This window comes from Streptococcus oralis subsp. tigurinus (genome assembly GCF_002096275.1).
In the GTDB taxonomy this organism is placed as follows: Bacteria; Bacillota; Bacilli; order Lactobacillales; family Streptococcaceae; genus Streptococcus; species Streptococcus oralis_CN.
Genome location: NZ_NCUG01000014.1, coordinates 88,184 through 112,609 on the forward strand (window position 1 = coordinate 88,184; position 24,426 = coordinate 112,609).

The following is a 24,426-nucleotide window of genomic DNA, read 5'->3' on the forward strand; positions in this document are numbered from 1 at the left end:
TTATACCTTTTATTTCCCTGTGAAATAACGCACAGCCGACGCGAACAGGTGCTGGTCTTTATTTCCTGGGATGTTTTGGAAGAGACCGTCTTCATAACGTTCTGAGTGGCCCATCTTACCGATAATTTGGCCGTTCTTGCTAGTAATTCCTTCGATAGCATTTACCGAACCATTCGGATTGTACTTAGAATCCATACTTGGTTTGCCGTCAAAATCAACGTATTGGCTGAAAATTTGACCATTATCACGGAGCTCTGCAAATTCCTCAGCCGTCACGACAAACTTCCCTTCGCCGTGTGATACTGGGATGGCATGGATATCGCCCACATGCACTCCAGCCAACCATGGCGAGTTGGTATTGGCAATCCTAGTTTCCACCATCTTAGCCACGTGCTGGTTGGCATCATTGTAAAAGAGGGTTGGGCTAGTACTGCTTGCATCCTCAAAGTTACCATATGGAAGAAGACCTGATTTGACCAAGGCTTGGAATCCATTACAGATACCGATAATCAAGCCACCACGAGCGATAAAGCTATCAATGGCTGCACGCACTTTTTCATTGAGCAAGATATTGACAATAAATTTAGCTGATCCATCCGGCTCATCCGCAGCTGAGAATCCACCTGCAAAGAAGAGAATGTTTGCCTTGCCGATATTGTCAACCATGGTTTCAACTGACTTGACAATGGCTTCTTCATTCAAGGTCACAAATGGCACCAAGTTAACCTCTGCACCTTCTTTTTCAAATGCTTTAGCTGAGTCATATTCTGAGTTGGTTCCTGGGAAGACTGGGATGTAAACCACAGGTTTTTCAATAGTTTCCTTGGCTTTGATGACTGCGTCAGAAGCGACAGCTGGAACTTCAGCCAATTCTTTGGCTTGTGCAAATTCAGTAGGGTAAACTTCTTCTAGTTTTCCTTGGAAGACACTGTCAAGTTTCTGTCCATCTAACTTCACACCGTTGACAACGAGTGTAAAGTCTGCGCTTGTTTGACCGATTTTCTCTACTCCAGCAATCTCTTCAGGAGATGTGAAGACAAATCCGCCCAATTGAGCTGTTAAAGAACTTTCAAGTTCAGGCAAGGTCACCTCTGCACCAATATGGTTCCCAAAAGTAGCAAGAGCCAAGCTTTCAAGGACACCTCCGTATTTAACAGCTGATGCAGATGTTACTTTGTGACCAGCTTGGATGGCTTCAAATTGAGCAAAGTTAGACTTAATCAAGTCAAAATCAATCTCTGCAGAGAGGGCTTGACCTGGGATGTAGTAGATGTTTTCACCAGCAGTCTTGAACTCAGGAGAGAGGACCTTACGGCTATCTGCCGTCGTCACCCCAAAGGCAACCAAGGTTGGTGGTACGGTTAATTCTTCAAAAGTACCAGACATAGAGTCCTTACCACCGATAGATGGCAAACCAAGTTGGATTTGTGCTTCGATAGAACCTAGGAGAGCTGCTACCGGCTGACCAAAACGCTCTGCTTGCTTGTCCATCCGCTCGAAATATTCTTGGTATGAGAAACGAGCCTTGGACCAGTTGGCACCAGTAGCCACCAAACGAGCAGTTGCTTCGATAACCGCATAAGCAGCACCGTGGTAAGGTGACCATTCTGCTAGATAAGGGTTGAACCCTTGAGCCATGACAGAAGCAGTATGAGTTACTCCATGTTGAACTGGCAATTTCTGAACAGAAGCTTCAGTCGGTGTGAGTTGGTAGCGACCACCAAGTGGGTGATTGACTGTAGAACGACCGACCGAACAGTCAAAGATGGTTTGCAAACCTTTTTGACTCGCATGGTTCAAATCAGACAGAACCGCAAGGGTATCTGCTTCAAGTGTGTTAGTACTTGTTGTGCGTTCTTCTGGGAGTTTGACATCCTTGTCCACAACCTTGGCATCAACGACTACGCGCACACCGTTTGTATCAAGGAAACGACGTTCCAAGTCGACAATCGTTTCACCATTCCAGTGCATGACAAGATTTGGTTTTTCAGTCACTGTTGCAACGACAACAGCATCAATATTTTCTTTGTTACATTCTGCAACGAAGGCATCTACGTCCTCAGGACGCACCACAACAGCCATACGTTCTTGAGATTCAGAAATGGCAATTTCTGTACCGTTCAAACCTTGGTATTTAAGAGGAACCTTGTTGAGGTCGATTTCAAGACCATCTGCCAATTCGCCGATAGCCACACAGACACCACCAGCACCAAAGTCGTTGGATTTCTTGATCAGACGAGTGACATCACCATTTCGGAAAAGACGTTGAATCTTGCGTTCTTCGATGGCATTTCCCTTTTGAACCTCAGCACCAGCAGTCTCTACAGACTCAACTGTTTGAACCTTAGAAGAACCTGTCGCACCACCGACACCATCACGTCCAGTCTTGCCACCGAGCAGGATAATGACATCTCCCGCTTCCGGTTTTTCACGAACGACATTGCCCTTAGGTGCCGCACCGACAACGGCACCAAGTTCCATACGTTTGGCCACAAAGCCTGGGTGGAAGTATTCACGAACGTAGGTCGTCGCAAGCCCAATCTGATTCCCGTAAGAAGAATAACCATGAGCAGCGGTTTTAGAAATAACTTGTTGTGGCAATTTACCAGTGCGAGTTTCTGAAATCGGAGCTGTAATATCACCTGCACCTGAGATACGCATGGCTTGGTAAACGTAGGAACGCCCTGACAATGGGTCACGAATGGCGCCACCAATACAAGTTGCCGCTCCACCAAATGGTTCAATCTCCGTTGGGTGGTTGTGAGTTTCGTTTTTAAACATGAGGAGCCAAGGTTCCTTGACACCATCAACGTCCACTTCTATTTCGACCGAGCAGGCATTGATTTCGTCAGACACCTCCATATCGTCCAAACGACCATTAGCACGCTCATAACGACCAAAAATAGTCGCCATATCCATCAAGGTTTGCGGTTTTTCCGAACGCCCCAACTCATCACGCATGGCAATATACTTATCATAGGTTGCCTGTAATTGTTTTTGGAACTTAGATGCTGAGAAATCAATCTGTTTCAACTCTGTCTCAAAAGTCGTGTGACGGCAGTGGTCAGACCAGTAAGTGTCCAAGACCTTGAGCTCTGTTTCTGTTGGCACGCGCCCGATTGACTTGAAATAGTCTTGGATAAAGAGTAAATCATCCACTTCCATGGCCATCCCCTGCTCGGCCTTGTAGCGGGCAAAGTCTTCCGCCGTATAGCTTTCAAAGAAAAGCAATTTTGGAATGGTCTTATCTGACTCAGAAAATTCCTGCTTGGCAATTCCTGTCGTGATGTCCTTGAAACGAGAATCCACTGGGTTGAGCAAATAGTTTTTGACCGCTTCCAACTCAGTCGCATCAATATCTTTATTAACCAAGTACAATTGTGCTGTATTAACCGTTACATCACTTGAGCTACCAAGCAAAAGCAAGGCTTCCTGTGAAGAAGCTGCACGCTGGTCAAACTGCCCTGGCAGGCTTTCAATGGCAAAGAAAGCATAGTTAGCAAGATCTGCTTGCACAGCCGCTTCATCCAAGACATGGTCTGTCACCTGCTCAGAAAAAATGTGTTTTTCTGCAGGCGCAAACAAATTCTCTGCCAAGTCAAAGACATCATAAACTTGCACGATGCGAATACTTTTCAAAGTTGACAGTCCCAAGTTGTGCTGGAGTTCTCTCACCAAACTCTCTGACTTGACCTGAAAATCAGCCTTTTTTTCAACAAAAATACGTTTATTCATCAATTCTTATTCCTTTATTTCAGCTCTTGAAATGTTCACAAATGACCTTGAAGGTGTTATTTTAAACCTTGCAACTTTTCCCAGACAATCTCGTAGACGTCTGTTAATTCTCCGAGACCTCTACGGAGTGAAAAGGTCTGGGGGACCTTTTCAGCCTGAGTCCTTACATCTGAAAGACGAAGGTTTTCCGTTTCTAACAGATTATTTCAAACCCTGCAATTTCTCCCAGACAATCTCGTAAACGTCTGTTAGTTCTCCCAATCCCCGACGGAAAACATCCTTGTCCATGTGATTGCCATCTGCATCCCACAAACGGCAGTTATCTGGTGAAAATTCGTCTGCCAAGATAATCTTGCCATCCTTGTCAAAACCGAACTCTAGCTTAAAGTCAATCAATTTAAGACCAATCTCAGCAAACCAAGCCTTCAAAAGTTTATTGATACGACGGGTTTCTTCCTTCAAGTAAGCAATCTGCTGGTCATCCGCAATTTTAAGGAATTTCACATGCTCGTCATTGATAAAGGGATCATCCAAATCATCATTTTTATAGTAAAATTCGACAATTGGAGTCTCAAATGCGATACCTTCTTCTACGCCAAAACGTTTTGAAAAGGAACCAGCCGTGTAGTTGCGGAGCACAACTTCCAAAGGAATAATCTCAACTTTTTTATTGAGCTGTTCCGTGTCCGAAAGTTTCTCCACAAAGTGGGTCGCTACACCAGCCGCATTTAATTTTTCAAAAATAAAAGATGAAATCTGATTATTTAACACTCCCTTGCCCGCAATCTGCTCCTTCTTGACACCATTGAAGGCAGTTGCCTGGTCCTTGTAAGTTGAAATAATGAGATTTTCATCCTCAGTTGTATAGATATCCTTGGCTTTTCCCGAATAGATCAGTTGTTTTGACATTTTAAAGTTCGCCTTTCGTTTTACTTGAGCACATTCTACCACAAAAGCATGAAAAATTCAAGGTTTTTACGAATAAATAACGTTTTTCTATTTTAAGCGTAAAGAAAAACTGCAAGATAGGCTCTTCTTACAGTTTTAAAATCATTTATCCTCTGAAAAACACGAATATTACCCTCTATTCAAAAATTGATCCCAAAAATAACGGAGATAGCTTTTCTTTCCTGTAATCATCTGCAGGCGACCTTCTAAACCATAACGAAGTGTTGTAGCCTGCTCAGAAGTCAGATGGGTCTCCGCCTCAATTTTAAAGAAATTCCCTTTTTCAGTCTTTGTAGCTGTCGCATCAATACTTGTAATCGTGGAATTCAGGAAAATTTGATTCTTCGCATCATTAGTTGTAGTATAACGAACAGAGTCCCCAATCTTAACTCTAGCAACATCTTTTGAACTGAGATAGGCTGTGAGTTTGGTTTCCCCTTCTTTCTCCAAGGATGGGTAGAGTTGGGCTAGCAGGGTTCCTTCTGCGACCATCGTAGATTCACTAGTCTCAGGATTAAGGTGAAGCACCCCATCCTCACTCGCCGTAATTTTCCCCTTGTCTAGAAGATTTCCCTGTACCTTCTTGCCTGACTCTGCCTCCAAGATTTTCTGGTCTAGAAGGGTCAATTCCTGACCAACCTTAGCCAAGTGTTGTGATTTGAGGGATTCCAATTGACTGCTTAAACCAGACGCATAGGCTTGCTGGGTTCCGGAACCTGCATACTGGACACGGTAAGTAGCAAGACTGGATTCTAACTGAGAAAGCTGTGCTTCAACCTGTGCAACAGCCTGAGCCTTAGCTTGCGAATTTTCCTCCCTCTGAGACTTGTAGGACTGGTAGAGAGAGTAGGCTAGATTCTGACTGGTCAAGGAAGCACCTGTTTCAATAGCCGACTTAGCTGTCTGGTAATCGCGAATTTTAGCCTCTGTTTGACTGATGAGGTTCCCGATTTCAGCTTGGGTTTGACTAGCTGCTGCATTCTGGGACGCGATGGTCTCATTTTGCTGAGAAACATTGCTCCTAAGACCATTCGCTTGGCTGAGATAGTCTCGAAACATCTCCTGATATCCAAACTTATCCGCCTCTGGAAATTGATCACTCCCCTCTTTCAAACTGGATTGCAAATAACCCAACTGCTTTTTTTGATCCTTTAACATCTCCAATTGACTGGCATATGCTTCGACCTGGACAGCCTCCGCCCCTTGCTGGTACTCAACGAGTAGTTCGCCTTGCTTGACCAACTTGTTTTCTTCCAGATAGTTGGCCACAATCCGTTGATTGCTAGTTGACTGGATGTTGGCAATGATCCGACTAGGTTCGACAGTTGCTCTAGTAGACAAACTAATCTCCTTCTCTGCAAAAACTGCAAATCCTAACAGAAACACGAGCAGAAGCGACATAGGTAAAATCACTCGACTGGAAAAATTATGGTAACGACGATTATAAAACTCTGCACTTTCTAAAAATTCTGGTTTCATCTTCTCCTCTTTCTAGCTATTGACCAAATGGGCGTAAAAGCCATCCTGTGCAAGCAAGTCTGCATGGGTGCCTTCTTCGACAATCTTGCCCTGATCCAGGACAACAACCTTCTCTGTCCTCTCAGCAATAGTCAAGCGGTGGGCAATGAAAATCAAGGTCTTGTCCAAAGCCATAAGATTATCCACAATCCGCTTCTCCGTCAAGATATCCAGACTGCTGGTAGCCTCGTCCAATATCAAAACAGGTGCATCTGTCAAGAGAGCACGCGCCAGAGCGATTCTCTGCTGTTGTCCACCAGAAATTCCAGCCCCATCCGTAGTTAATTCCGTCTGGTAATTCAGGGGCATGCGCTCAATATCCTCCCGAATCTCGGCCAACTCAACCGCCCGTAAGATGTCTTCCTGAGTCGTCCCCTCCTTGGCTCCAAGGAGAAGATTCTCCAAAATCGTTCCGTTAAAGACATAGGGCTGTTGAGGCAGGTAGTTGATGTACTGGCGCAGGGCTTTTTTATCAATCTGATTGAGATTGACACCACCCAGACTAATCTCTCCCTGACTAGGGTCGTAGAAATTAACCATCATCTTGGCCAAGGTGGTTTTACCCGAACCTGAAATTCCCACGAAAGCCATCTTAGACCCTTTCGGAATGGTCAAATTGATATCCGACAAGACGTCACGACCATAGCCATACTTATAGTGAACCTGCTTAAAGGTCATATCTCCCTTCATCATGCTCAAATCCACAACTGTTTTCTTCTCCTCAAACTCCGAAGCGACCAGATAGACCTCGTTCAGACGATTATTGGCAACCTGCGCTGTCTGAAGTTTGGTTTGTAGATTGATGATATTTTCCAAAGGATTGGTAAAGTAAACAAGCAAAGTATTATAGGTAATCAATTGGCCCAAACTCATCTTGCCATCCATGACCAGAACAGCTCCCATCCAGAGAACGGCAACATTGAGCAGGAGCTGAGCAACTTTTTTCAGTGCCTTTTGCTGGCTTTCTGCCCGGCTATAGGTAAAGGATTTTTTCAGATAAGCTACAAATTCCTTATCAATCTTTTGATAGCGTGAACTTTCGCTAGTCAAAGATTTAATGGTCTCAATACCGTTGATGTCCTCAATGATAGAAGAAGACAGAACTGCATTGGCTTCCATAGTGTCTCGATTCATCTTTTCAAACGGCTTCATAAAAGCAAAGATAATCACTGTGTAGATAGGAAGTGCAAGTAGACTAATGAAAAAGAGCGTCATATTTTGTGAAAACAAGACAAGCGAGATAATCAAAATCGTCGACACATCCAAAAAGATCGATAGAATGGTCGACGCTAGCGCATCGATGATACTATTGGCATCTGTAAAACGGGATACGATTTCCCCTGTCCTGCGTGTCGCGAAAAAGGACATCGGCAGGTGAAAAACATGCTTGATGTAGGACAAAATCACATCAATTGACAGGCGTTGCCCCAAAACAAGTAAGAGGTATTCCTGCGCATACGATAAAATCTGCTGGAGGATATAGACGATGACTAATCCTATTGAGATAATGCCCAAGGTTGAACGCATCTGGTCTGGTACGTAACTGTCAATGATAGACTGCAGATAATAAGAGCCCACGATATTAATCAGGGTTAACAAGAGTGTTGCCAAAACGATATTAGCAATCAAACCCCGCTGTTTGAGCAAGATTGGCAAGAAGGATAGGAGCCCCTGTTTTTTCTCCTTATGGGGTTTATAATCTGGAGACGGAGCCATAAAGAGACTGACTCCTGTCCATTCTTGCGCAAATCGCTCACGGGAAATCTTGGTCAGCTTAACACTGGGATCTGGATCAGCGATATGGATTGCCTTCTTATCCTGACCTGTCACCACATAATAGTGGAGCAACTTCCCTTCCTTGAGCACATGAACCACAAACGGAAAGGTCAAATCTGACAGGTCAAAGAGCGTCATATCCGCCTTGATAGCCCGCGTTTCAAAACCAATTTCCTCTGCCACCTTTACAAGACCCAAAGCAGTCGTCCCATCCATGGTCGTCTTAGCTAGTTCTCGTAGATGAGCCAAGGAGTAATAACTACCGTAGTAACCAAAGACCATAGCCAAGGAAGCCACGCCACAATCCATCTGATCCACCTGGGGACGATAGTGCCTTTTCCCAAATTTCATATCCTTCTCCTTCTCCTTTTTCTAACAATCTCTTTAAAAATTTGTAAGATTATTTTAACCAAATAAGGATGAAAACAGGGAAATATTCCTAAATAAACCATTTTTGCACCTAAAACGCACTTTAAAAAGCATAAACTATCATTTAAATGTAAAAAACAGAACAAAAGTTCTGCCTGTTTAAAGTAACCGTTAAAAAATGAATGCCCAGAAATAAACTATTCTGAAATGATATTTCTATAAAGTAAGATAAATGTCATCAAGAATGATGAAATCGTAGGCATATCAAAATATTCAAACCATGTAGGTAGATGTATCTTGTTTACATCAGTCACGATTCTAATAATTAGATAAGCCATCGAGCTAAATAATACAGCAGTCTCTGGCCAAGTTTTTCGTAGTAATTGAACAACTTTCATCCCAAACTCCAATCTGATGGTCCATCAATTCCCAATCGTACTTTCTTTTGTTTTGTACTTATATCCTACATAAAACAGACCAAGCAGAATTGGATAGGTTTCTGGATAAAACAAGGTATTGATCGGATTTTTCATAATCAAATACGTTGCGATGTAGATAATGAGTGATACGGTAAAATACCCCTCAGCAAATCCTAATAAGAATTGTTTCATAGCAGACTCCTATTTACCTAATAAGAAAGGCGGGAAAACTCCGCCATTTACATGCACAAAATCCTTTTCATTCAGATTGATCTTTTATAGTTTTGATTATCTTTTGCCAAATCTTTACAAAAAATACCAAAATAGCCTGAGGCAAGCAAACCTACTAAAGTCCACTGCCAATCAAAGGATACTAATGAACCTGTACGAATCAGATGAAGCGCGAGATGTAGGCCAATTGCCAACAAGGGAAATACAGTGGCTAATTTAGGTAAGAGTGTATTGAGATTAAGGTTCCGATTGTTCATAATCTAACGCCCACGACGAGCTAAATCTGAACCAAATTTGTAACCAGCCCCAAATGCGCTAAATGCAATAGCACTTAGACCAAATATAATCGAAATAGGCTCAATTCCTCCTTCGATTGCTTGCAAGTCTTTCTCATCAATTACTTGAAATTTATCCATTCTCTTCTCCTTTACTTCTATATAATAAAATGAACACCATTAAAAACAATGAAATTGTCGGTATATTAAAATCATCAAACCATGTAGGTAAGGATATCTTATTTACATCAGCTACTAACCTGATGATTGTATAAGATATTGAACTAAGTAATACCATAAGTTCAGGCCAAACCTTTAGTATTAATTTAACGAATTTCATATATATCTCCAAAATTATGGTCTATTAGCATAATAGCCCGCAGCTACTCCTACACCTGCTGAAGTTGTAGCAAGCGCAGCCACACCTCCAATTAATTTCCAACTAATAACTACCCCGCCAATAATAATCGGAGCAATCCCCCCATCCACATCCATCAACTCTTCTTCTGTAAGAGCTACAAAGTTCTGTTCCATTTTGTCAAAGTTTGTCATCTTTTTTCTCCTTTATTTCTATTTCTTAGTTTACGACTTCTAGATCTTAAACCATTTTAAAATCCAGATTGGATAAATTACTAAAACCTTTTTTTCCTTCCTATTCTTCTCACTTATCTATTCGAGAAGTGATTTAAAATGAACAGGTAAATTTCATTTATTTTAAATACCATTTGATAAACCATGGCAATAAGATTGGTAAATACATCACATAGTCTCCTTTCTTTTCTTCTCACTTGTCCATTCGAAAAACAATTCGAAAATAAACAACTTATTCATTTTTATTTTAAAAACCACTTAATGAACCAGGGATAGAAACCGGTCACGTACATAGATAATCCTCCTTTTTTCTTTCTCACCTCTTTATTCGCAATTCCTACTAAAAATTTTAACGTTTTTCTTTTTTCTGCAAACAAAAAAACAACATGACTTGCATGTTGCTTTTGGCTATATTTTACCTTTAATGATTTCAATCACATCTGTTACACTTTTAAGATGGTCGATTTCCTCATCGCTGATTTCGATTCCAAATTCATCTTCTAGCGTCAAGACGAACTCCATCAAGTCCACTGAGTCCGCATCTAGGTCATCTTTCAAACTCAAGGCTTCTGTTACGACAAAGTCCTCCCCCTGTCGCTCTTGGATAATGGTTACAATACGGTCAAAAATTTCTTTTTCTGTCATCTTTTTATTCTCCTGAAAATTCACGCGCAGTCTGGGCGACTACGTCTGTTTCTAGCATGGTACGAATCTGGCGAATCGTACTATACACAGCCTTGGCATCACTTGAGCCATGAGTCTTGACAACCGGTGCCTTAACACCAAACAAGACCGCTCCACCAACATCTGAATAGTTGAGTTGCTTTTTCAAACCTTTAAGGCTATCCTTGAGAAGAAGAGCACCTAGTTTCGCTCGAAGACCACCACCTGTTATAGCTGTCTTAAGCAAGCCCATGATACCCATGGCTGTCCCTTCAATAGATTTGAGCACAGCGTTTCCCGTGAAACCATCTGCCACAACAACATCCGCAACGCCATTCATCAAATCACGCGCTTCCACGTTTCCGACAAAATTTAAGCTTTCATCAGCTGCTAGCAAGGCGTAGGTTTCCTTACGAAGAGGGTCACCCTTGCTACTTTCTGTTCCATTATTGAGCAAACCAACACGTGGTTTCGAAATCCCACGAACATTTTTCGCATAGAAGGAACCCAAAACAGCGTATTGGTGCAGATGATGGGCTGTATTTTCCGCATTGGCACCGAGATCTAGCATATCAAACCCTTTTCCATCAATGGTCGGTAAGGTCGACATGAGTCCAGGACGGTCGATATTCTTGATACGACCTACAATGAAGAATCCTGCAGCCAACAAGGCACCTGTATTCCCAGCCGAGAGGACAGCATCTGCCTCTCCTTCTTTGACTGCCTTAGCCGCTAATACCATACTGGCATTTTTCTTCTTACGAATAGCTTTTGTAGGCTCATCATCAAAATCAATCTTCTCATCCGTATGGATAATGCTGACGCGTTCTGTCGCTGTTAGATATTGCTTGATTTTGCTTTCGTCTCCATAAAGTTGAACCTCAATATCTGAAAAGTCAGCAAGGGCTTGATTGACACCCTCAACGATAGCTTGAGGTGCATAATCGCCCCCCATAGCATCTACTGCGATTTTTTTCATTTGTCTTCCTCTTTTAGTAATTGTCCCCAGTCGGCTAGGGAATCAATGAATTTTTTTGATTTTAGATGAATCCCGACGTACTCTTCATAGATTTGATCCATAAACTTGCGCAAGTCTTGCTTGATTTCAGGCTTGAGTGAAATGGTCTCCAAGGTCTCAAAATCAATAGCCTGAAATTGATTGAGCAGATAAGGGATGTTGGGATTCAGATGGCAACGTTTCTCGTCCTCATGGTAATGGTCTGGACAGAGGCAAGCTCCATATTTGAAAGAAAAATCAAAGGCCTGACCAACCCGATGGCAAAAGACACACTCATTAAAATTGAGCCCAATTCCAAATCGGTTCAAGATTTGAATTTCAAAAATATTGGTCAAAACCTGATAATCTAAACCCTCTTCCATCAACTCCAGAGTCTTTCTCAAGAAGGCAAACAAGGGAGCATCCTGCTGATTATCCTGCAAACTAGCATCGGCCAGAGCCGCAACATAAGTCGCATAGGCCATGACAAAGAGATCACTATTAATCTTGGGAAAGGTCATCACCTCATGGTAGTCTTCGATATAGCTGAGTCCATCATCATTGATTCGCAAGAGAAACCGAGCCAACACCAAGGGCTGAATAACAGGGGCCAGTTTGGACTGACCAGCGTGTTTGACGAAAAACATGCGCTTGCCCGCTTGCTCGGTAAAAATCTTGACTAACTTGTCATCCTCACGAAAGTTACGATTATAGAGCACCAAGCCTTGACTCGTGATAGACTGAATCATGCTTCTCTCATGTACTCCTCAAGTCGTTTCATAGCCTCTCTGATCGTTTCCATGCTGGCTGCATAAGACAGACGCACATAGCCTTCTCCATACTGACCAAAAGCAGCACCCGGAATAAAGGCAACAGCCTTCTTCTGAGCAAAATCCTTCAGAAAAGCAAAGGAGTCTTGATTGTAACCTGCTGGAATCTTAGCAAAGATATAGAAGGCTCCGTCTGGTTTGATAATCTCAAAACCAAGAGCAGTCATCTTCTCGATGATATAATCTCGACGCTGGATGTACTCCTTCTTCATAGGCTCCGCGTCGTTTTTACCAGCGGTCAAAGCCTCCACCGCAGCATGTTGAGCCATAGTGTTTGCGGCAGTTACCAAGTACTGGTGACTCTTGATTAACTGAGCTGTAAAGGCCACAGGAGCAAAGATAAAGCCTAAACGCCAACCTGTCATAGCATGAGACTTAGATAAACCATTGATAATAATAGCCTGGTCTCTCAGCATCGTTCCCAGAGATACATGGGCTTCGCCTGTATAGGTTAATTCTGAGTAAACCTCATCACAGACAACAAAAATTTCATACTTGCGTAAAACGTCTGCCAAGGCTTCCAACTGCTCCCGACTATAGGTAATTCCTGTCGGATTAGCCGGATAGTTGAGAATGACAGCCTTGAGCTTGTCGCCTTGCTCCAAAATGGCCTTTTCCAACATCTCAGGAGTCAAGACAAAACCATTTTCAGTCGTATCAATCTCGACAACCTCTGCCCCAACTAGATTGACAATTGGCTCATAACCTGGATAGGCAGGAGCTGGCAAGAGCACCTTATCTCCCTCTTCCAAAATAGCTGTCAAAGTAGCCGATAAAGCCTCTGTCGCCCCAATTGTAACCAAGATTTCATTTTCAGGATTGTAATCTAGCTGGTATTTTTCTTTTACAAAATCACTGGCTGCCTGACGTAATGTTAACAGACCACTCATCCCTGTATAGTAGGATTGGTTCTGGTCGATGGCCCGCTTAGCCGCTTCCTTAACATGATCTGGCGTTGTAAAATCAGGTTCCCCCAAGGTCAAACGCAGGACCCCAGGAATCTCCGAAATAGCCTGGTCAAACTGGCGAATCAACGAAACTTGAATCTTATCTAATTGTTTATTAAAGCGCTTGGTTAAGTCCATAGATACCTCCTACTCTCAAAACGTATCTCTATTATACTACAAAAGCCCCCCGACCGCAAAAATACATTATAGAATAGCTTTCCACTTTCTATTTTACTTTTCCTGTTTACAGGTCTATAATGGTAACAGATTATGATTGGAGGTTTTTATGTCATTTCTATCAAAAAATGGAGCAGGCATCTTCACCTGCCTTCTCATTTCTATCATTTCTTGGTTTATAGGAGGACTTTTCCCCGTCGTGGGTGCACCCGTTTTTGCAATCTTTATAGGAATGCTCCTACACCCCTGGCTCTCGCCCTACAAACAACTAGATGCAGGTTTGACCTTTAGTTCCAAAAAATTACTCCAGTATGCCGTCATCTTGCTTGGTTTTGGTCTCAATATCTCGCAAGTCTTTGCAGTCGGACAAACTTCACTCCCTGTCATCCTTTCCACCATTTCGATTTCCTTAATCGTCGCCTACCTCTTCCAGCGTTTCTTTGCACTAGACACAAAACTGGCTACCTTGATTGGTGTGGGTTCTTCTATCTGTGGTGGCTCTGCCATTGCTGCTACAGCACCCGTTATCCATGCCAAAGAAAAGGAGGTTGCCCAAGCCATTTCCGTTATCTTTTTCTTCAATATCTTGGCTGCGCTCATCTTTCCAACTCTAGGAACCTGGCTTCACCTATCTAATGACGGCTTTGCCCTCTTTGCAGGAACTGCGGTCAATGATACTTCTTCTGTAACGGCCACAGCTAGTGCCTGGGACAGTCTTTATCAGACCAATACCCTCGAGTCTGCAACCATTGTTAAACTCACACGCACCTTAGCGATCATTCCCATCACTCTCTTTCTCTCCTACTGGCAAAGTCGCCAACAAGAAAATAAACAAGGCGTACAACTGAAAAAAGTTTTCCCACTTTTTATCCTTTATTTTATCCTGGCCTCTCTCTTAATGACTCTCCTTACCTCTCTTGGTGTGTCCAGTAGTTTCTTTACCCCTCTCAAACAACTCTCTAAATTCTTTATCATCATGGCCATGAGTGCTATCGGTCTCAAAACCAATCTAATTGCCATGGTTAGATCCAGTGGCAAATCTATTGTCCTCGGAGCCCTTTGCTGGATTGCCATCATCCTCACCAGTCTTGGTATGCAAGCATTGATTGGTACTTTATAATACAAAAGGTAGCCCATGGCTACCTTTTTATTGCTCAAGAATTAAGCGAGTATGTTCTCTCTTGATACAGCGATTCATCACGATGTCATCGCATCCTCCAGCACGCAAGATTTCTTCCGCTTCTAGATTTTCAAGTCCTAATTGCGCCCAAAAAATCTTGGCATCAGCCTTGAGAAAATCACGCGCCACATCTGGCAAAAACTCGCTCCGTCGGTATACATTGACAATATCCACAGGAAAAGGAATCTCAGTTAGACTCGCATAAGCCTTTTCTCCCAAGATTTCCCCACCTGCAGCCTTGGGATTAACTGGAATGATTTTATAGCCCCGATCCTGCATTTCCTTAGTCACTCGATTGCTAGTTGTTTCCTCACGATCGGACAAGCCCACTACCGCTAACGTTTTACTGGTTGCCAGATACTGACGAATCACACCATCACTTGGATTGATAAATTCTTGACTCATAGAAATCCTCCTTTTTTCTCAGTATAGCACATTTTGAAAAGGCTTGCAGGTTTTGACTACAAAAATCTCCTAGCAAGAAAAGAAACTTGCTAGGAGAACTATCTATTTCAAGTGAAAGATTAAATCTTTTTCTCAATACAAAATAGAGGAGAAAGAGGGCGTTTTTCATGGATACGTACGATAGCATCTCCTAAGAGGTGGGCAATAGAGATCTGTTCAATCTTATCAATCAAACGCTCTTCTGGTAGGTAGATGGTATCCAAAACAACCAATCTCTTAATAGCTGATTTTTGGATATTGTCCATAGCTGGCCCAGAAAGAACTGGGTGCGTACAGCTTGCGTAAACTTCAACAGCACCTGCTTCAGCAAGAGCATCTGCCGCATGACAAATAGTTCCAGCTGTATCGATCATATCGTCAATCAAGATACAAGTCTTACCTTCTACCTTACCGATAATGTTCATCACTTCACTGGTATTCATCTTGTCTACACTACGGCGTTTGTCAATAATCGCAATCGGAGTTTTCAAAAACTCTGCCAACTTACGAGCACGAGTCACCCCACCATGGTCTGGACTGACAACCACGTAGTCAGAGCCAACCATGCCACGGCGTTCAAAATAGTCCGCAATCAATGGAGCACCCATCAAGTGATCTACAGGAATATCAAAGAATCCCTGAATCTGTGCAGCGTGCAAATCAATCGTCAACAAACGATCCACTCCGGCCACTTCTAGCATATTTGCAACGAGTTTTGAAGTGATTGGCTCACGCGCGCGCGCCTTTCTATCCTGACGTGCATATCCATAGTAAGGCATGACAACGTTGACAGATTCTGCACTAGCACGCTTCAATGCGTCCACCATAATCAAAATTTCAAGTAAATTATCATTTACAGGTGAACTCGTTGATTGTAGGATAAAGACGTGTTTTCCACGGATTGATTCTTCAATGTTGACCTGAATCTCTCCATCTGAAAATTGGCGAACAGTCGATTTCCCCAACTCTATCCCAATCTCTTGCGCCACACGCTCTGCCAATTCTCTATTAGAAGAAAGGGCAAACAGCTTTAAATCAGAAAAAGACATGATTTCCTCCGGTATTTATGTATCACTTGTTTTTTCGCAACATTTTCCATCTACCATTGTAGCGCTTTTTCCTTTATTTTTCAATCAAAAATAAAACAAGAGCAAACATTTATACCCTTGTTTTTGCTATTTTATATTAGCTATATTAAAATTAAAATCGCTACATTTGAAGTAGCGATCTTATGCTAGGATTAGAATTCTGCGAGATGAAGTTAGTATACTTCTCTCATACTCCCTGTATCCACATCATAGACAGCACCTGAAATAACCACATCATCAGGAATCAGTGGAGATTCTCGAAGCAACTGCATATCCTCTCTCACACTCTCTTCAACATCCTGGAATGGTAAAAAATCTTGATCAGACACATCAACTCCGAGCTCGTGTTTCAAATGTTCATGAAAACTTTCATTTTGAAAGGTTTGAGCTCCACAGTCTGTATGGTGAAGCACCACAATCTCTCTAGTCCCCATTTGTTGCTGGGAAATCACCAGCGAACGAATCATGTCCTCAGTTACTCGACCACCCGCATTCCGTAGGATATGGGCATCCCCAAGGGCCAAACCTAGAGCTTGCGCAACGTGCAGACGTGAGTCCATACAGGTCACGATAGCTACTCTGGTTTTGGGTTTAAGTGGCAGATTTAACTGCCCATGTAGGGCAACATAAGCCTGATTGGCTTGCATAAACTGTTCAAAATACGACACGATTCCCTCCTCAAAAATTTGATAATCAAATATTTCTCCTATCTTATCATTTTTAAGAGGATTTGTCACGGATTATGCAAAGAGCCTTTTCAAAACTTCCTGAATCGTTGTCACTCCAATGACCTGAATTTCTTGAGGTGGTTTAATGCCTGTCAAGGAATTTTTGGGTACATAAATTTTTGTAAAGCCTAGTTTAGCAGCTTCATTGATGCGCTGCTCGATACGATTCACACGCCGAATCTCTCCCGTCAAGCCCAGTTCACCTACAAAACATTCCTGAGGATTGGTAGGCTTGTCTTTGTAGCTCGAAGCAATGGCAACCGCAACAGCCAAGTCAATCGCAGGTTCATCCAATTTGACACCGCCAGCAGATTTGAGATAGGCATCCTGATTTTGCAAGAGAAGCCCTGCTCGTTTTTCCAAAACAGCCATAATCAGACTCGCACGATTGAAATCAAGTCCTGTCGTCGTGCGTTTAGCATTTCCAAACATGGTTGGTGTTACCAAAGCCTGAACCTCCGCCAAAATCGGACGGGTCCCTTCCATGGTCACAACGATTGACGAGCCAGTAGCCCCATCCAAACGCTCTTCTAGGAAAACTTGACTCGGATTGAGTACCTCAACCAATCCGCCCGACCGCATCTCAAAAATCCCAATCTCATTAGTGGATCCAAAACGATTTTTGACCGCTCTCAAGATACGAAAGGTATGGTGACGTTCCCCTTCAAAGTAAAGCACTGTATCTACCATATGCTCCAACATACGCGGACCAGCCAAGGTCCCTTCCTTGGTCACATGCCCTACGATAAAGATGGCAATGTTATTAGTCTTGGCCAGCTGCATGAGCTCAGCTGTCACCTCTCGCACTTGAGAAACTGACCCTTGCACTCCAGAAATCTCAGGAGACATAACAGTCTGGATAGAGTCGATGATGAGAAAGTCAGGTTGGATACGCTCTACCTCAGCTCGAACACTCTGCATATTGGTCTCTGCATAGAGATAAAACTCACTATCAATATCCCCCAAGCGCTCTGCTCGTAGCTTGATTTGCTGGGCAGACTCCTCACCACTGACGTAGAGAACCGTACCCACTTGAGACAACTGGGTTGAAACTTGTAAGAGAAGGGTTGATTTCCCGATTCCTGGATCCCCACCGATAAGGACGAGACTTCCTGGTACCACTCCGCCTCCAAGCACACGGTTAAATTCCTCCATCTCGGTCTTGGTTCGATTGACGTTGATTGAAGTCACTTCAGCCAGTTTCATAGGCTTGGTTTTTTCACCTGTCAAGGACACACGCGCATTCTTAACCTCGACAACCTCGATCTCTTCTATAAAAGACGACCAAGCTCCACAGTTTGGACAGCGTCCTAGATACTTAGGTGAATTATATTCACAATTTTGACACACAAATGTCGCTTTTTTCTTTGCGATGATAAACCTCTTTCTAAATCTCTACCTCACACTCAATTACTTGGCAAAAATCAATCTTCTCGTCTGGTACAAATTGGCGCATGAGCATTCGATGAGCTACCACTAGCACTGTCTGGTAGTCTCGGTACTTTATCATAGTTTCCAAAAAACGCGCCTTCATCTCCGCAGCTGTCTCATATTGAATAGGACTATTAGAAAGCAACTCCCCCTTGTTTTCTAAAAACAGAGTACGTGCTTTTTCAAAATTCTCTATACCACTTTCGTAAACCTGCCATTCATGCAATAAGGGTTCTACTCTCAAAGGAAGGCCAGTAGCACGAACCACATAAGATGCAGTTTCTAAAGCCCTAGTTACTGCAGAAGACACCAGTATATCAGCTGAGCCAAGCAAAGGATTTCGGCAAAGTTCTTTAGCTTGCAGTCTTCCTTCCTCAGATAAGGGAGCGAGGTCCATCCCAAAACCTGTATAAGAACGGTTTTCTAGTTCACGATAATCCGGCTCCCCATGACGTACAAAAATAATCTTCATCTTAGTGCCCTGTCGATCCAAATCCACCTGTCCGAACCCCGTCTGCCTCATCTCCGTCTGCAATTAAGAAAGGCGCAAAGACAGCCTGAACCACACGTTCCCCAACTTCGAGAACCACTTCCTGGTCAGTAATATTTTTCATCTGAGCAAAGATATGGCCTTCATTCCCAGGATTTCCATAATAATCCCCATCAATGACCCCAACTGAGTTAATCAAAACCAAACCCTTCTTGCGAGGGTTTGATGAACGGTCATAGAGATAGAGCACTTCTGTCGGCTGCATATAGGCCTTAACACCTGTCGGAACCAAGACAATCTCTCCTGGCGCAATCACAGTGCGTTCCGCAACCTTTAAGTCGTAACCAGCCGCGTGAGCTGTCTCACGCTTGGGCAATAAATTTTCATCTGTAAAACTCGAAACCAATTCAAAACCACGAATTTTCATCTTTTTCTCTTTTCTATTATCTTTTATTCTAGGCTATTTTATCTTATTTATTCGAAAAAAGCACGAAAAAAGAGCACACAATTCACACTCGCTTAGGGCTGCTGGATTCCTCCCCTGACCCGCTTCACGCAGAACTGTTGCTCCATTATTCATTATACCACATTCCCCTCTTTTTTTAAAGAGAAATTATTTTTTCCGTCGATTTCGGAAAAAGTCCTGCATAATCGCTGCACAGTCATCTTCCAAAATTCCCGTTTCTACCTCTACACGATGATTGAGACGCTCATCTGTCAAAATATCGTACAAACTTCCAGCTGCACCAAATTTCTGATTCTTAGCCCCGTAGACTACGTTTGGAATACGGGCAAGCCCAATTGCCCCACTGCACATGACACAAGGCTCAATGGTCACAAAAAGGGTACAATCCAGCAAACGCCAACTCTCTTCACTCACGTTCGCATTCTCTATAGCCATGATTTCTGCATGCATAACCGCCCGTTGCAACTCCTCGCGCGCATTATGCCCCCTACCAATGATTTCTCCATCCTTGACAATCACACAGCCAATTGGAATTTCATCGTGTTCCAGAGCAATTTCTGCCTCCTTCAAGGCTTCTCTCATAAAAGCTTCTTTTTCTTCAACTGTATAATCCATAGTTTCTCTCTTTTCCTGATTATCAATTCTATCATTATAGCATGTTTTCCTAGACAAAAAAAGAGCTCTATAATATTTACACTGACTAACTTTAGATATTATCAAATCGCTGGATTGTAGAAATAATGTTTTAAAAAGAGTATAATATTAGCAAAATTGATAGAAAATCAGAAATCATGAACTTAAAATAATGGAGATAACTGACATAGAAAGTTCAAGAGATGAATATACTGAAATTTATACAATAAACAATATGAAAGAGTAAATGATGAAATTAGAGTTATTACTGGATAAATCAAAATTTACCTTAATGTTTCCATATAAAAATCAATTTAATAGAGCAGGGGGACCATTCATGATATCTTTATCTGTTATGATTCTCTGGATTTTAAAGCATCTGATAGCTTATAATACCGATTTTACAGACAAGATTATTATAGCAATTGTACTGATTTATGTTCCACTTCTTCTATGGTTTATGGGGTATTATCTCTTCATAAATGGAGTAAAATTAGAAGTTCATAAAAACAATACTGCTCAGTATTATACCTATAGTAGCAGAGGCCTCAGCGTATTACATTATCAATTTAAACTTCAAGATATCGAACAAATAACCATTAAAAAGCGTCCCTTTAATTGTGCAAAGTTAACCATGAAAATTAGAAATCCTATTTTTTTAGAAGGATATGAGAAAAATCTAAATAAGCTAATAAGTGCCAGTATTATCACAGATAAACTGAAAGCAGATGTTTTTATGCACGAAATAAACCAAATTCAAAATGACAAATCAGGAAACCAAGTTATCAAATAAGCTAATTTACAAAAAATTTAGTTTTATCTAACTTATAAATTCTAAAGAAAATAGTTCACTGAAGAGGTTGGGACCAAAAATCCCAACCTCATTTTTGCTTAGTTGTACACCTATAATTTATTAGTAGATTAAACTGTTTGTTGGTATTTTAAAATTCAAAAGCTCCTTTGAACAAAACTTCCTTTCTCTATCCACAACCTTAACCAATCTACCAAATTGTTGAAACCATGAAATTCTAGTTCTATCAAATTAAGACTTGGTCTACAGATTTCTGTCCCACTGTTTTTTTCTTTATCTTAAAAAGTCAAGTAGAAGCCTGTATAGGACTTATGAACTAAAAAAGCCACCCAATGGGGTGACTTAATAGGGAGATTATTATGAAAAAGAAAAGTTTAGGATATTTGTTACAACAAGTTAGGAGGTCTTCTTGTAACTGTCTATAGTATACCCAACCTGTCTTAAACTAATCTTAAAAATCTCCTATGACCAAACACTTTCTAAAATATTAGTTTGTTCACGATCAGGACCTACTGAGAAAGTAGAAATACGAACCCCAACCAACTCGCTTACACGACGGACATAGTTACGTGCATTCTCAGGAAGGTCTTCTAAATTACGGACTCCAGTGATGTCTTCTGACCAACCTGGCAATTCCTCGTAGATTGGCTTGCAACGTTTCAACTGTTCAAGACTAGCTGGATAGTAGTCAATACGTTGACCATCAAGATCATAGGCCACACAGATTTTAACTGTATCCAAACCACTCAAAACATCAATAGAGTTCAATGAAAGATTTGTAATCCCAGATACACGGCGGCTATGACGCATCACAACTGAGTCAAACCAACCTACACGACGTGGACGGCCAGTTGTTGTACCATATTCATGACCTACTTCACGGATACGATCTCCCACTTCATCAAACAACTCAGTTGGGAAAGGTCCGTCACCTACACGACTCGTATAGGCTTTACAAACACCTACAACCTTGTCAATCTTACTTGGACCAACACCAGATCCAATTGTCACACCACCAGCGACAGGGTTTGAAGAAGTAACAAATGGATAAGTCCCTTGGTCAATGTCCAACATGACACCTTGTGCACCTTCAAAAAGCACACGTTTGCCATTATCAAGCGCATCGTTCAAGATAACAGAAGTATCTGTCACATATTGTTTAATTTGTTGCCCGTATTCATAATATTCTTCAAAAATATCATCGAATGAAATAGGTTCACTATCATATAATTTTTCAAACAAACGATTCTTTTCCGCAAGATTGCGCTCTAAACGCTCACGAAAAATCTCTTTATCCAAAAGATCCGCAATACGAATTCCAACACGAGCAGCTTTGTCCATATATGCTGGACCAATTCCCTTTATTGTAGTACCAATCTTATTGTCACCCTTAGCCTCTTCTTGCAAGCGATCCAACTCGATGTGGTAAGGCAAAATAACATGCGCACGATCAGAGATACGTAGATTATCTGTTGTAACACCTTCTTCATGCAAATAAGACAACTCTTTCACAAGAGATTTAGGGTTTACAACCATACCGTTTCCAATAACTGAAATTTTTTCAGGGAAGAAAATTCCAGATGGGATCAAGTGCAACTTAAACTTTTTACCATCAATAACAATGGTGTGACCTGCATTATCACCACCTTGATAACGAGCAATTACCTCTGCATTAGCTGAAAGAAAATCTGTAATTTTCCCTTTACCTTCATCACCCCATTGGGTACCTACAACAACAACTGAAGTCATAATAAAATTCGTCTGAGCTACTAGGAGCTCGTCCTTTCTCATATACATGGCAGGAATTTCACCCGCAATTATATCTTACAATTTATTATAAGAAAAAAACACTATTTTATCAAGAAGAAACAGTAGAAAAGATTTGGAATTTCTGTAAATAACAAAATTCAAAACCTTAAAAATTAAACAAAATCCTAAAAAATATAAAATCAATACAGATTATTGTTCGTGATATATGATTTATGAGTTTCTTATTGGATAAGAGTTGTACCACCTTGCAGTAATTTATCTAGATATAGGCGATAAGCTGTTTTAAAGTGATATAGTGAAAAGTCCCTATCACTTTTTATTTTAAATCGGATTAAATAATATAGTAAAAACCGAAGATGAAGTGATTCCCACTCAGCACAACTCTGGCCTAAAGAGGAATATTCTTGTTCAACTAGTTTCAAAAAAACAAATGCTCGATCATAAAATTTCTGAAGCATATAAAAATTCCCTTTCTTATTAGTAACACTAGTCTAACAAAAAAAGGAACTAAAAAAGCTTCAAATCCTATAAAAGAAGAATTTAAAGCTAAACGAACTAAAAATAAAATAAAAAGGTAATTATAGACTTAAAAAATAAAATTTGAAATTTCAACAGTCCACTATATTTATAAATGATAAATTGCAAGAATAAGTGCAACATTTACTTTAACTCATCCACTAGAGCTTCATAAGACGTTCTGTAAGCTAAACATTTTCGTGGTCGGTGGTTGATATCATATAAGGCCTTGTTCAAAGCCTCATCAGATATAGCAGCTAAATCTGTTTTCTTTGGGAAATATTCTCTTAGTAAGCCATTTGCGTTTTCATTGCTTCCTCTCTGCCAGGATAAATAGGCGTCCGCAAAGAAAAAGGAAATTCCTAAATTCTCTACCAGAGGATAGCAGGCGAACTCTTTTCCCCTGTCTGAAATGAAGGTTTTAAGAGTCTCTTTTGGAAATAGCCTACAAAGTTGTTCGATGGCTGAAAACATGGCTTTGGCTGTTCTGTCTGGTATCTTGAAAGCTAAGTAAAAGCGCGTTTTTCGCTCCAGAAAGGTAGCTAAACAACCCTTGCTTTTGCCTCTAGAAGACACTACAATATCGGGCTCCCAGTGGCCAAAAGTTTCACGATTTCTGACCTCTTTAGGACGTTTGGCAATCGACCTGCCAATCCTAAATCTTCCACGTGTTTCTTTAGGTTGTCGAGTTTTGCCTTTACGACGAAGGATACTCAAATCCAGATCAATCAAACCAGCATAGAGCCAGTTATAGATGGTTTTAAAACCTACCATTGGCTTTTTTTCAAGCTGATAGCGACCACAAATCTGTTCAGGCGACCAGGAGCATTTTAAACAGTCCTCAATTTCCTTTTTCAACGTTGGTGTCAAACGAGACTTCCGACCTTTTTGCTTAGCCCTGTGGTCGTACTGTTCCTGTGCTAAGACGGCGGAGTAAGCATTTTGGCATCGTCTTAACTCTCTTGAAATGGTAGACTTATAGACGCCAAGTTTACTTGCAATTTGGCAAGGTTTCAAACCTAATTCCAAGTAGGTTTCTATCTTTATTCGGTCGGTTATGGTAAGATGGAAGTAGCTCATAGTTTTTCCTCGGGTTCTGTTTGTGTGGTTACTTACAGTTTACACCAATGAAACGCTATGAGTTTTTTGGTTGCACTATATTTTACAATTTATCTATAGAAAAAAACGCTCAATTGAACGTTTCGATTTATACTCTTATACTCCGCCAGTAGGACTCGAACCTACGACATCATGATTAACAGTCATGCGCTACTACCAACTGAGCTATGGCGGATAAAAGCTAAGCGACTTCCATATCTCACAGGGGGCAACCCCCAACTACTTCCGGCGTTCTAGGGCTTAACTGCTGTGTTCGGCATGGGTACAGGTGTAT

General features: G+C 41.6%; 26 protein-coding genes, 1 tRNA gene, 1 rRNA gene and 1 other RNA gene. 2 read left to right on the forward strand and 27 right to left on the reverse strand.

Going from position 1 to position 24,426, the window contains the following annotated elements:
* Positions 1 to 9: 9 nt before the first annotated feature.
* The 14 genes from B7725_RS01815 to B7725_RS01885 all read right to left on the reverse strand — a co-directional run bounded on the left by B7725_RS01815 (position 10) and on the right by B7725_RS01885 (position 13,437).
* Positions 10 to 3,735 (reverse strand): phosphoribosylformylglycinamidine synthase, encoded by a 3,726-nt coding sequence (locus tag B7725_RS01815; RefSeq protein WP_084874293.1) that lies wholly within the window; start codon positions 3,733 to 3,735, stop codon positions 10 to 12.
* A gap of 56 nt (positions 3,736 to 3,791) precedes the next feature.
* Positions 3,792 to 3,935 (reverse strand): phosphoribosylaminoimidazolesuccinocarboxamide synthase, encoded by a 144-nt coding sequence (locus B7725_RS10250; protein ID WP_080566857.1) that lies wholly within the window; start codon positions 3,933 to 3,935, stop codon positions 3,792 to 3,794.
* Between the two features lies 1 nt (position 3,936).
* Positions 3,937 to 4,644, reverse strand: a complete 708-nt coding sequence (purC, locus tag B7725_RS01825; RefSeq protein WP_000043289.1) for a phosphoribosylaminoimidazolesuccinocarboxamide synthase — start codon at positions 4,642 to 4,644, stop codon at positions 3,937 to 3,939.
* A 168-nt stretch (positions 4,645 to 4,812) separates the two neighbouring features.
* Positions 4,813 to 6,162 (reverse strand): competence pheromone export protein ComB, encoded by a 1,350-nt coding sequence (gene comB / locus B7725_RS01830; RefSeq protein ID WP_084874295.1) that lies wholly within the window; start codon positions 6,160 to 6,162, stop codon positions 4,813 to 4,815.
* A 12-nt stretch (positions 6,163 to 6,174) separates the two neighbouring features.
* Entirely contained in the window at positions 6,175 to 8,328 is a 2,154-nt protein-coding gene (gene comA / locus B7725_RS01835; protein ID WP_084874296.1) for a peptide cleavage/export ABC transporter ComA, read from the reverse strand.
* A gap of 440 nt (positions 8,329 to 8,768) precedes the next feature.
* Positions 8,769 to 8,957, reverse strand: coding sequence for a hypothetical protein (locus tag B7725_RS01845; RefSeq protein WP_000808743.1), 189 nt, complete (start codon positions 8,955 to 8,957; stop codon positions 8,769 to 8,771).
* A gap of 71 nt (positions 8,958 to 9,028) precedes the next feature.
* Positions 9,029 to 9,253, reverse strand: coding sequence for a bacteriocin immunity protein (locus B7725_RS10065; RefSeq protein WP_080566853.1), 225 nt, complete (start codon positions 9,251 to 9,253; stop codon positions 9,029 to 9,031).
* Positions 9,254 to 9,256: 3 nt separating this feature from the next.
* Complete coding sequence (locus B7725_RS01855) at positions 9,257 to 9,412, reverse strand: smi_0061 family bacteriocin-like peptide (RefSeq protein ID WP_000357247.1); 156 nt, start codon at positions 9,410 to 9,412, stop codon at positions 9,257 to 9,259.
* The gene (locus tag B7725_RS10070; RefSeq protein ID WP_000673792.1) at positions 9,405 to 9,611 is read right to left on the reverse strand and encodes a hypothetical protein; all 207 of its coding nucleotides are present in this window, start codon (positions 9,609 to 9,611) and stop codon (positions 9,405 to 9,407) included. The genes B7725_RS01855 and B7725_RS10070 overlap by 8 nt, the downstream gene beginning before the upstream one ends.
* Before the next feature lie 14 nt (positions 9,612 to 9,625).
* On the reverse strand, positions 9,626 to 9,823 hold the full coding sequence (locus tag B7725_RS01865) for a class IIb bacteriocin, lactobin A/cerein 7B family (protein ID WP_000180819.1): 198 nt from the start codon (positions 9,821 to 9,823) through the stop codon (positions 9,626 to 9,628).
* 447 nt (positions 9,824 to 10,270) lie between these two features.
* The gene (locus B7725_RS01870) at positions 10,271 to 10,507 is read right to left on the reverse strand and encodes an acyl carrier protein (protein ID WP_000136439.1); all 237 of its coding nucleotides are present in this window, start codon (positions 10,505 to 10,507) and stop codon (positions 10,271 to 10,273) included.
* 4 nt (positions 10,508 to 10,511) lie between these two features.
* Positions 10,512 to 11,504, reverse strand: coding sequence for a phosphate acyltransferase PlsX (gene plsX, locus B7725_RS01875; protein WP_000717447.1), 993 nt, complete (start codon positions 11,502 to 11,504; stop codon positions 10,512 to 10,514).
* Positions 11,501 to 12,271, reverse strand: a complete 771-nt coding sequence (gene recO / locus B7725_RS01880; RefSeq protein ID WP_000616147.1) for a DNA repair protein RecO — start codon at positions 12,269 to 12,271, stop codon at positions 11,501 to 11,503. The genes plsX and recO overlap by 4 nt, the downstream gene beginning before the upstream one ends.
* The gene (locus B7725_RS01885) at positions 12,268 to 13,437 is read right to left on the reverse strand and encodes a pyridoxal phosphate-dependent aminotransferase (protein WP_000366366.1); all 1,170 of its coding nucleotides are present in this window, start codon (positions 13,435 to 13,437) and stop codon (positions 12,268 to 12,270) included. The genes recO and B7725_RS01885 overlap by 4 nt, the downstream gene beginning before the upstream one ends.
* Before the next feature lie 148 nt (positions 13,438 to 13,585).
* Between B7725_RS01885 and B7725_RS01890 the strand changes: the two genes are divergently transcribed.
* Positions 13,586 to 14,596 carry a YeiH family protein gene (locus tag B7725_RS01890; protein ID WP_084874297.1) on the forward strand — a complete coding sequence of 337 codons (1,011 nt, stop codon included), beginning with the start codon at positions 13,586 to 13,588 and terminating at the stop codon, positions 14,594 to 14,596.
* A 27-nt stretch (positions 14,597 to 14,623) separates the two neighbouring features.
* Here B7725_RS01890 and B7725_RS01895 read toward each other — a convergent pair whose 3' ends face one another.
* The 8 genes from B7725_RS01895 to tadA all read right to left on the reverse strand — a co-directional run bounded on the left by B7725_RS01895 (position 14,624) and on the right by tadA (position 19,918).
* Positions 14,624 to 15,061 (reverse strand): CoA-binding protein, encoded by a 438-nt coding sequence (locus B7725_RS01895; RefSeq protein ID WP_084874298.1) that lies wholly within the window; start codon positions 15,059 to 15,061, stop codon positions 14,624 to 14,626.
* Positions 15,062 to 15,180: 119 nt separating this feature from the next.
* Positions 15,181 to 16,149, reverse strand: coding sequence for a ribose-phosphate diphosphokinase (locus tag B7725_RS01900; protein WP_084874299.1), 969 nt, complete (start codon positions 16,147 to 16,149; stop codon positions 15,181 to 15,183).
* A gap of 212 nt (positions 16,150 to 16,361) precedes the next feature.
* Entirely contained in the window at positions 16,362 to 16,856 is a 495-nt protein-coding gene (locus B7725_RS01905) for a beta-class carbonic anhydrase (RefSeq protein WP_002876632.1), read from the reverse strand.
* 72 nt (positions 16,857 to 16,928) lie between these two features.
* Positions 16,929 to 18,290 carry a DNA repair protein RadA gene (gene radA / locus B7725_RS01910; protein WP_084874300.1) on the reverse strand — a complete coding sequence of 454 codons (1,362 nt, stop codon included), beginning with the start codon at positions 18,288 to 18,290 and terminating at the stop codon, positions 16,929 to 16,931.
* A 13-nt stretch (positions 18,291 to 18,303) separates the two neighbouring features.
* Complete coding sequence (locus tag B7725_RS01915) at positions 18,304 to 18,819, reverse strand: histidine phosphatase family protein (RefSeq protein ID WP_193431818.1); 516 nt, start codon at positions 18,817 to 18,819, stop codon at positions 18,304 to 18,306.
* Position 18,820: 1 nt separating this feature from the next.
* Positions 18,821 to 19,264 (reverse strand): dUTP diphosphatase, encoded by a 444-nt coding sequence (locus B7725_RS01920; protein ID WP_000701981.1) that lies wholly within the window; start codon positions 19,262 to 19,264, stop codon positions 18,821 to 18,823.
* A gap of 54 nt (positions 19,265 to 19,318) precedes the next feature.
* An RNA gene (gene ffs, locus B7725_RS01925) (signal recognition particle sRNA small type) lies at positions 19,319 to 19,418 on the reverse strand.
* A gap of 32 nt (positions 19,419 to 19,450) precedes the next feature.
* Positions 19,451 to 19,918 (reverse strand): tRNA adenosine(34) deaminase TadA, encoded by a 468-nt coding sequence (tadA, locus tag B7725_RS01930; protein ID WP_084874302.1) that lies wholly within the window; start codon positions 19,916 to 19,918, stop codon positions 19,451 to 19,453.
* A gap of 265 nt (positions 19,919 to 20,183) precedes the next feature.
* Between tadA and B7725_RS01935 the strand changes: the two genes are divergently transcribed.
* Positions 20,184 to 20,729 (forward strand): hypothetical protein, encoded by a 546-nt coding sequence (locus B7725_RS01935; RefSeq protein WP_084874303.1) that lies wholly within the window; start codon positions 20,184 to 20,186, stop codon positions 20,727 to 20,729.
* A 480-nt stretch (positions 20,730 to 21,209) separates the two neighbouring features.
* Here the strand turns inward: B7725_RS01935 and B7725_RS01940 are convergent, their stop codons facing one another.
* From B7725_RS01940 to rrf, 5 genes are all read right to left on the reverse strand, one after another.
* On the reverse strand, positions 21,210 to 22,496 hold the full coding sequence (locus tag B7725_RS01940) for an adenylosuccinate synthase (RefSeq protein WP_000205046.1): 1,287 nt from the start codon (positions 22,494 to 22,496) through the stop codon (positions 21,210 to 21,212).
* A gap of 242 nt (positions 22,497 to 22,738) precedes the next feature.
* Positions 22,739 to 22,975, reverse strand: a complete 237-nt coding sequence (comW, locus tag B7725_RS10075) for a sigma(X)-activator ComW (protein ID WP_084874304.1) — start codon at positions 22,973 to 22,975, stop codon at positions 22,739 to 22,741.
* Between the two features lie 202 nt (positions 22,976 to 23,177).
* The gene (locus B7725_RS01950) at positions 23,178 to 24,113 is read right to left on the reverse strand and encodes an IS30 family transposase (protein ID WP_084874305.1); all 936 of its coding nucleotides are present in this window, start codon (positions 24,111 to 24,113) and stop codon (positions 23,178 to 23,180) included.
* A gap of 140 nt (positions 24,114 to 24,253) precedes the next feature.
* A tRNA-Asn gene (locus B7725_RS01955) sits at positions 24,254 to 24,327 on the reverse strand.
* Between the two features lie 5 nt (positions 24,328 to 24,332).
* Positions 24,333 to 24,426, reverse strand: a 5S ribosomal RNA gene (gene rrf / locus B7725_RS01960); the annotation flags it as partial.

Bases quoted from the DNA above. Each gene is read 5' to 3' on its own strand.
- tadA (WP_084874302.1), bottom strand. From the start codon at position 19,918: ATGGATTATACAGTTGAAGAAAAAGAAGCTTTTATGAGAGAAGCCTTG.
- B7725_RS01885 (WP_000366366.1), bottom strand. From the start codon at position 13,437: ATGGACTTAACCAAGCGCTTTAATAAACAATTAGATAAGATTCAAGTT.
- recO (WP_000616147.1), bottom strand. From the start codon at position 12,271: ATGATTCAGTCTATCACGAGTCAAGGCTTGGTGCTCTATAATCGTAAC.
- B7725_RS01940 (WP_000205046.1), bottom strand. From the start codon at position 22,496: ATGACTTCAGTTGTTGTTGTAGGTACCCAATGGGGTGATGAAGGTAAA.
- B7725_RS01815 (WP_084874293.1), bottom strand. From the start codon at position 3,735: ATGAATAAACGTATTTTTGTTGAAAAAAAGGCTGATTTTCAGGTCAAG.
- B7725_RS01845 (WP_000808743.1), bottom strand. From the start codon at position 8,957: ATGAAACAATTCTTATTAGGATTTGCTGAGGGGTATTTTACCGTATCA.
- comA (WP_084874296.1), bottom strand. From the start codon at position 8,328: ATGAAATTTGGGAAAAGGCACTATCGTCCCCAGGTGGATCAGATGGAT.
- B7725_RS01915 (WP_193431818.1), bottom strand. From the start codon at position 18,819: ATGAAGATTATTTTTGTACGTCATGGGGAGCCGGATTATCGTGAACTA.
- B7725_RS01950 (WP_084874305.1), bottom strand. From the start codon at position 24,113: ATGAGCTACTTCCATCTTACCATAACCGACCGAATAAAGATAGAAACC.
- comB (WP_084874295.1), bottom strand. From the start codon at position 6,162: ATGAAACCAGAATTTTTAGAAAGTGCAGAGTTTTATAATCGTCGTTAC.
- purC (WP_000043289.1), bottom strand. From the start codon at position 4,644: ATGTCAAAACAACTGATCTATTCGGGAAAAGCCAAGGATATCTATACA.
- B7725_RS01855 (WP_000357247.1), bottom strand. From the start codon at position 9,412: ATGGATAAATTTCAAGTAATTGATGAGAAAGACTTGCAAGCAATCGAA.
- B7725_RS01900 (WP_084874299.1), bottom strand. From the start codon at position 16,149: ATGTCTTTTTCTGATTTAAAGCTGTTTGCCCTTTCTTCTAATAGAGAA.
- B7725_RS01865 (WP_000180819.1), bottom strand. From the start codon at position 9,823: ATGACAAACTTTGACAAAATGGAACAGAACTTTGTAGCTCTTACAGAA.
- B7725_RS01870 (WP_000136439.1), bottom strand. From the start codon at position 10,507: ATGACAGAAAAAGAAATTTTTGACCGTATTGTAACCATTATCCAAGAG.
- B7725_RS01895 (WP_084874298.1), bottom strand. From the start codon at position 15,061: ATGAGTCAAGAATTTATCAATCCAAGTGATGGTGTGATTCGTCAGTAT.
- B7725_RS10065 (WP_080566853.1), bottom strand. From the start codon at position 9,253: ATGAACAATCGGAACCTTAATCTCAATACACTCTTACCTAAATTAGCC.
- B7725_RS01890 (WP_084874297.1), top strand. From the start codon at position 13,586: ATGTCATTTCTATCAAAAAATGGAGCAGGCATCTTCACCTGCCTTCTC.
- plsX (WP_000717447.1), bottom strand. From the start codon at position 11,504: ATGAAAAAAATCGCAGTAGATGCTATGGGGGGCGATTATGCACCTCAA.
- B7725_RS01920 (WP_000701981.1), bottom strand. From the start codon at position 19,264: ATGAAAATTCGTGGTTTTGAATTGGTTTCGAGTTTTACAGATGAAAAT.
- B7725_RS01935 (WP_084874303.1), top strand. From the start codon at position 20,184: ATGATGAAATTAGAGTTATTACTGGATAAATCAAAATTTACCTTAATG.
- B7725_RS10070 (WP_000673792.1), bottom strand. From the start codon at position 9,611: ATGAAATTCGTTAAATTAATACTAAAGGTTTGGCCTGAACTTATGGTA.
- comW (WP_084874304.1), bottom strand. From the start codon at position 22,975: ATGCTTCAGAAATTTTATGATCGAGCATTTGTTTTTTTGAAACTAGTT.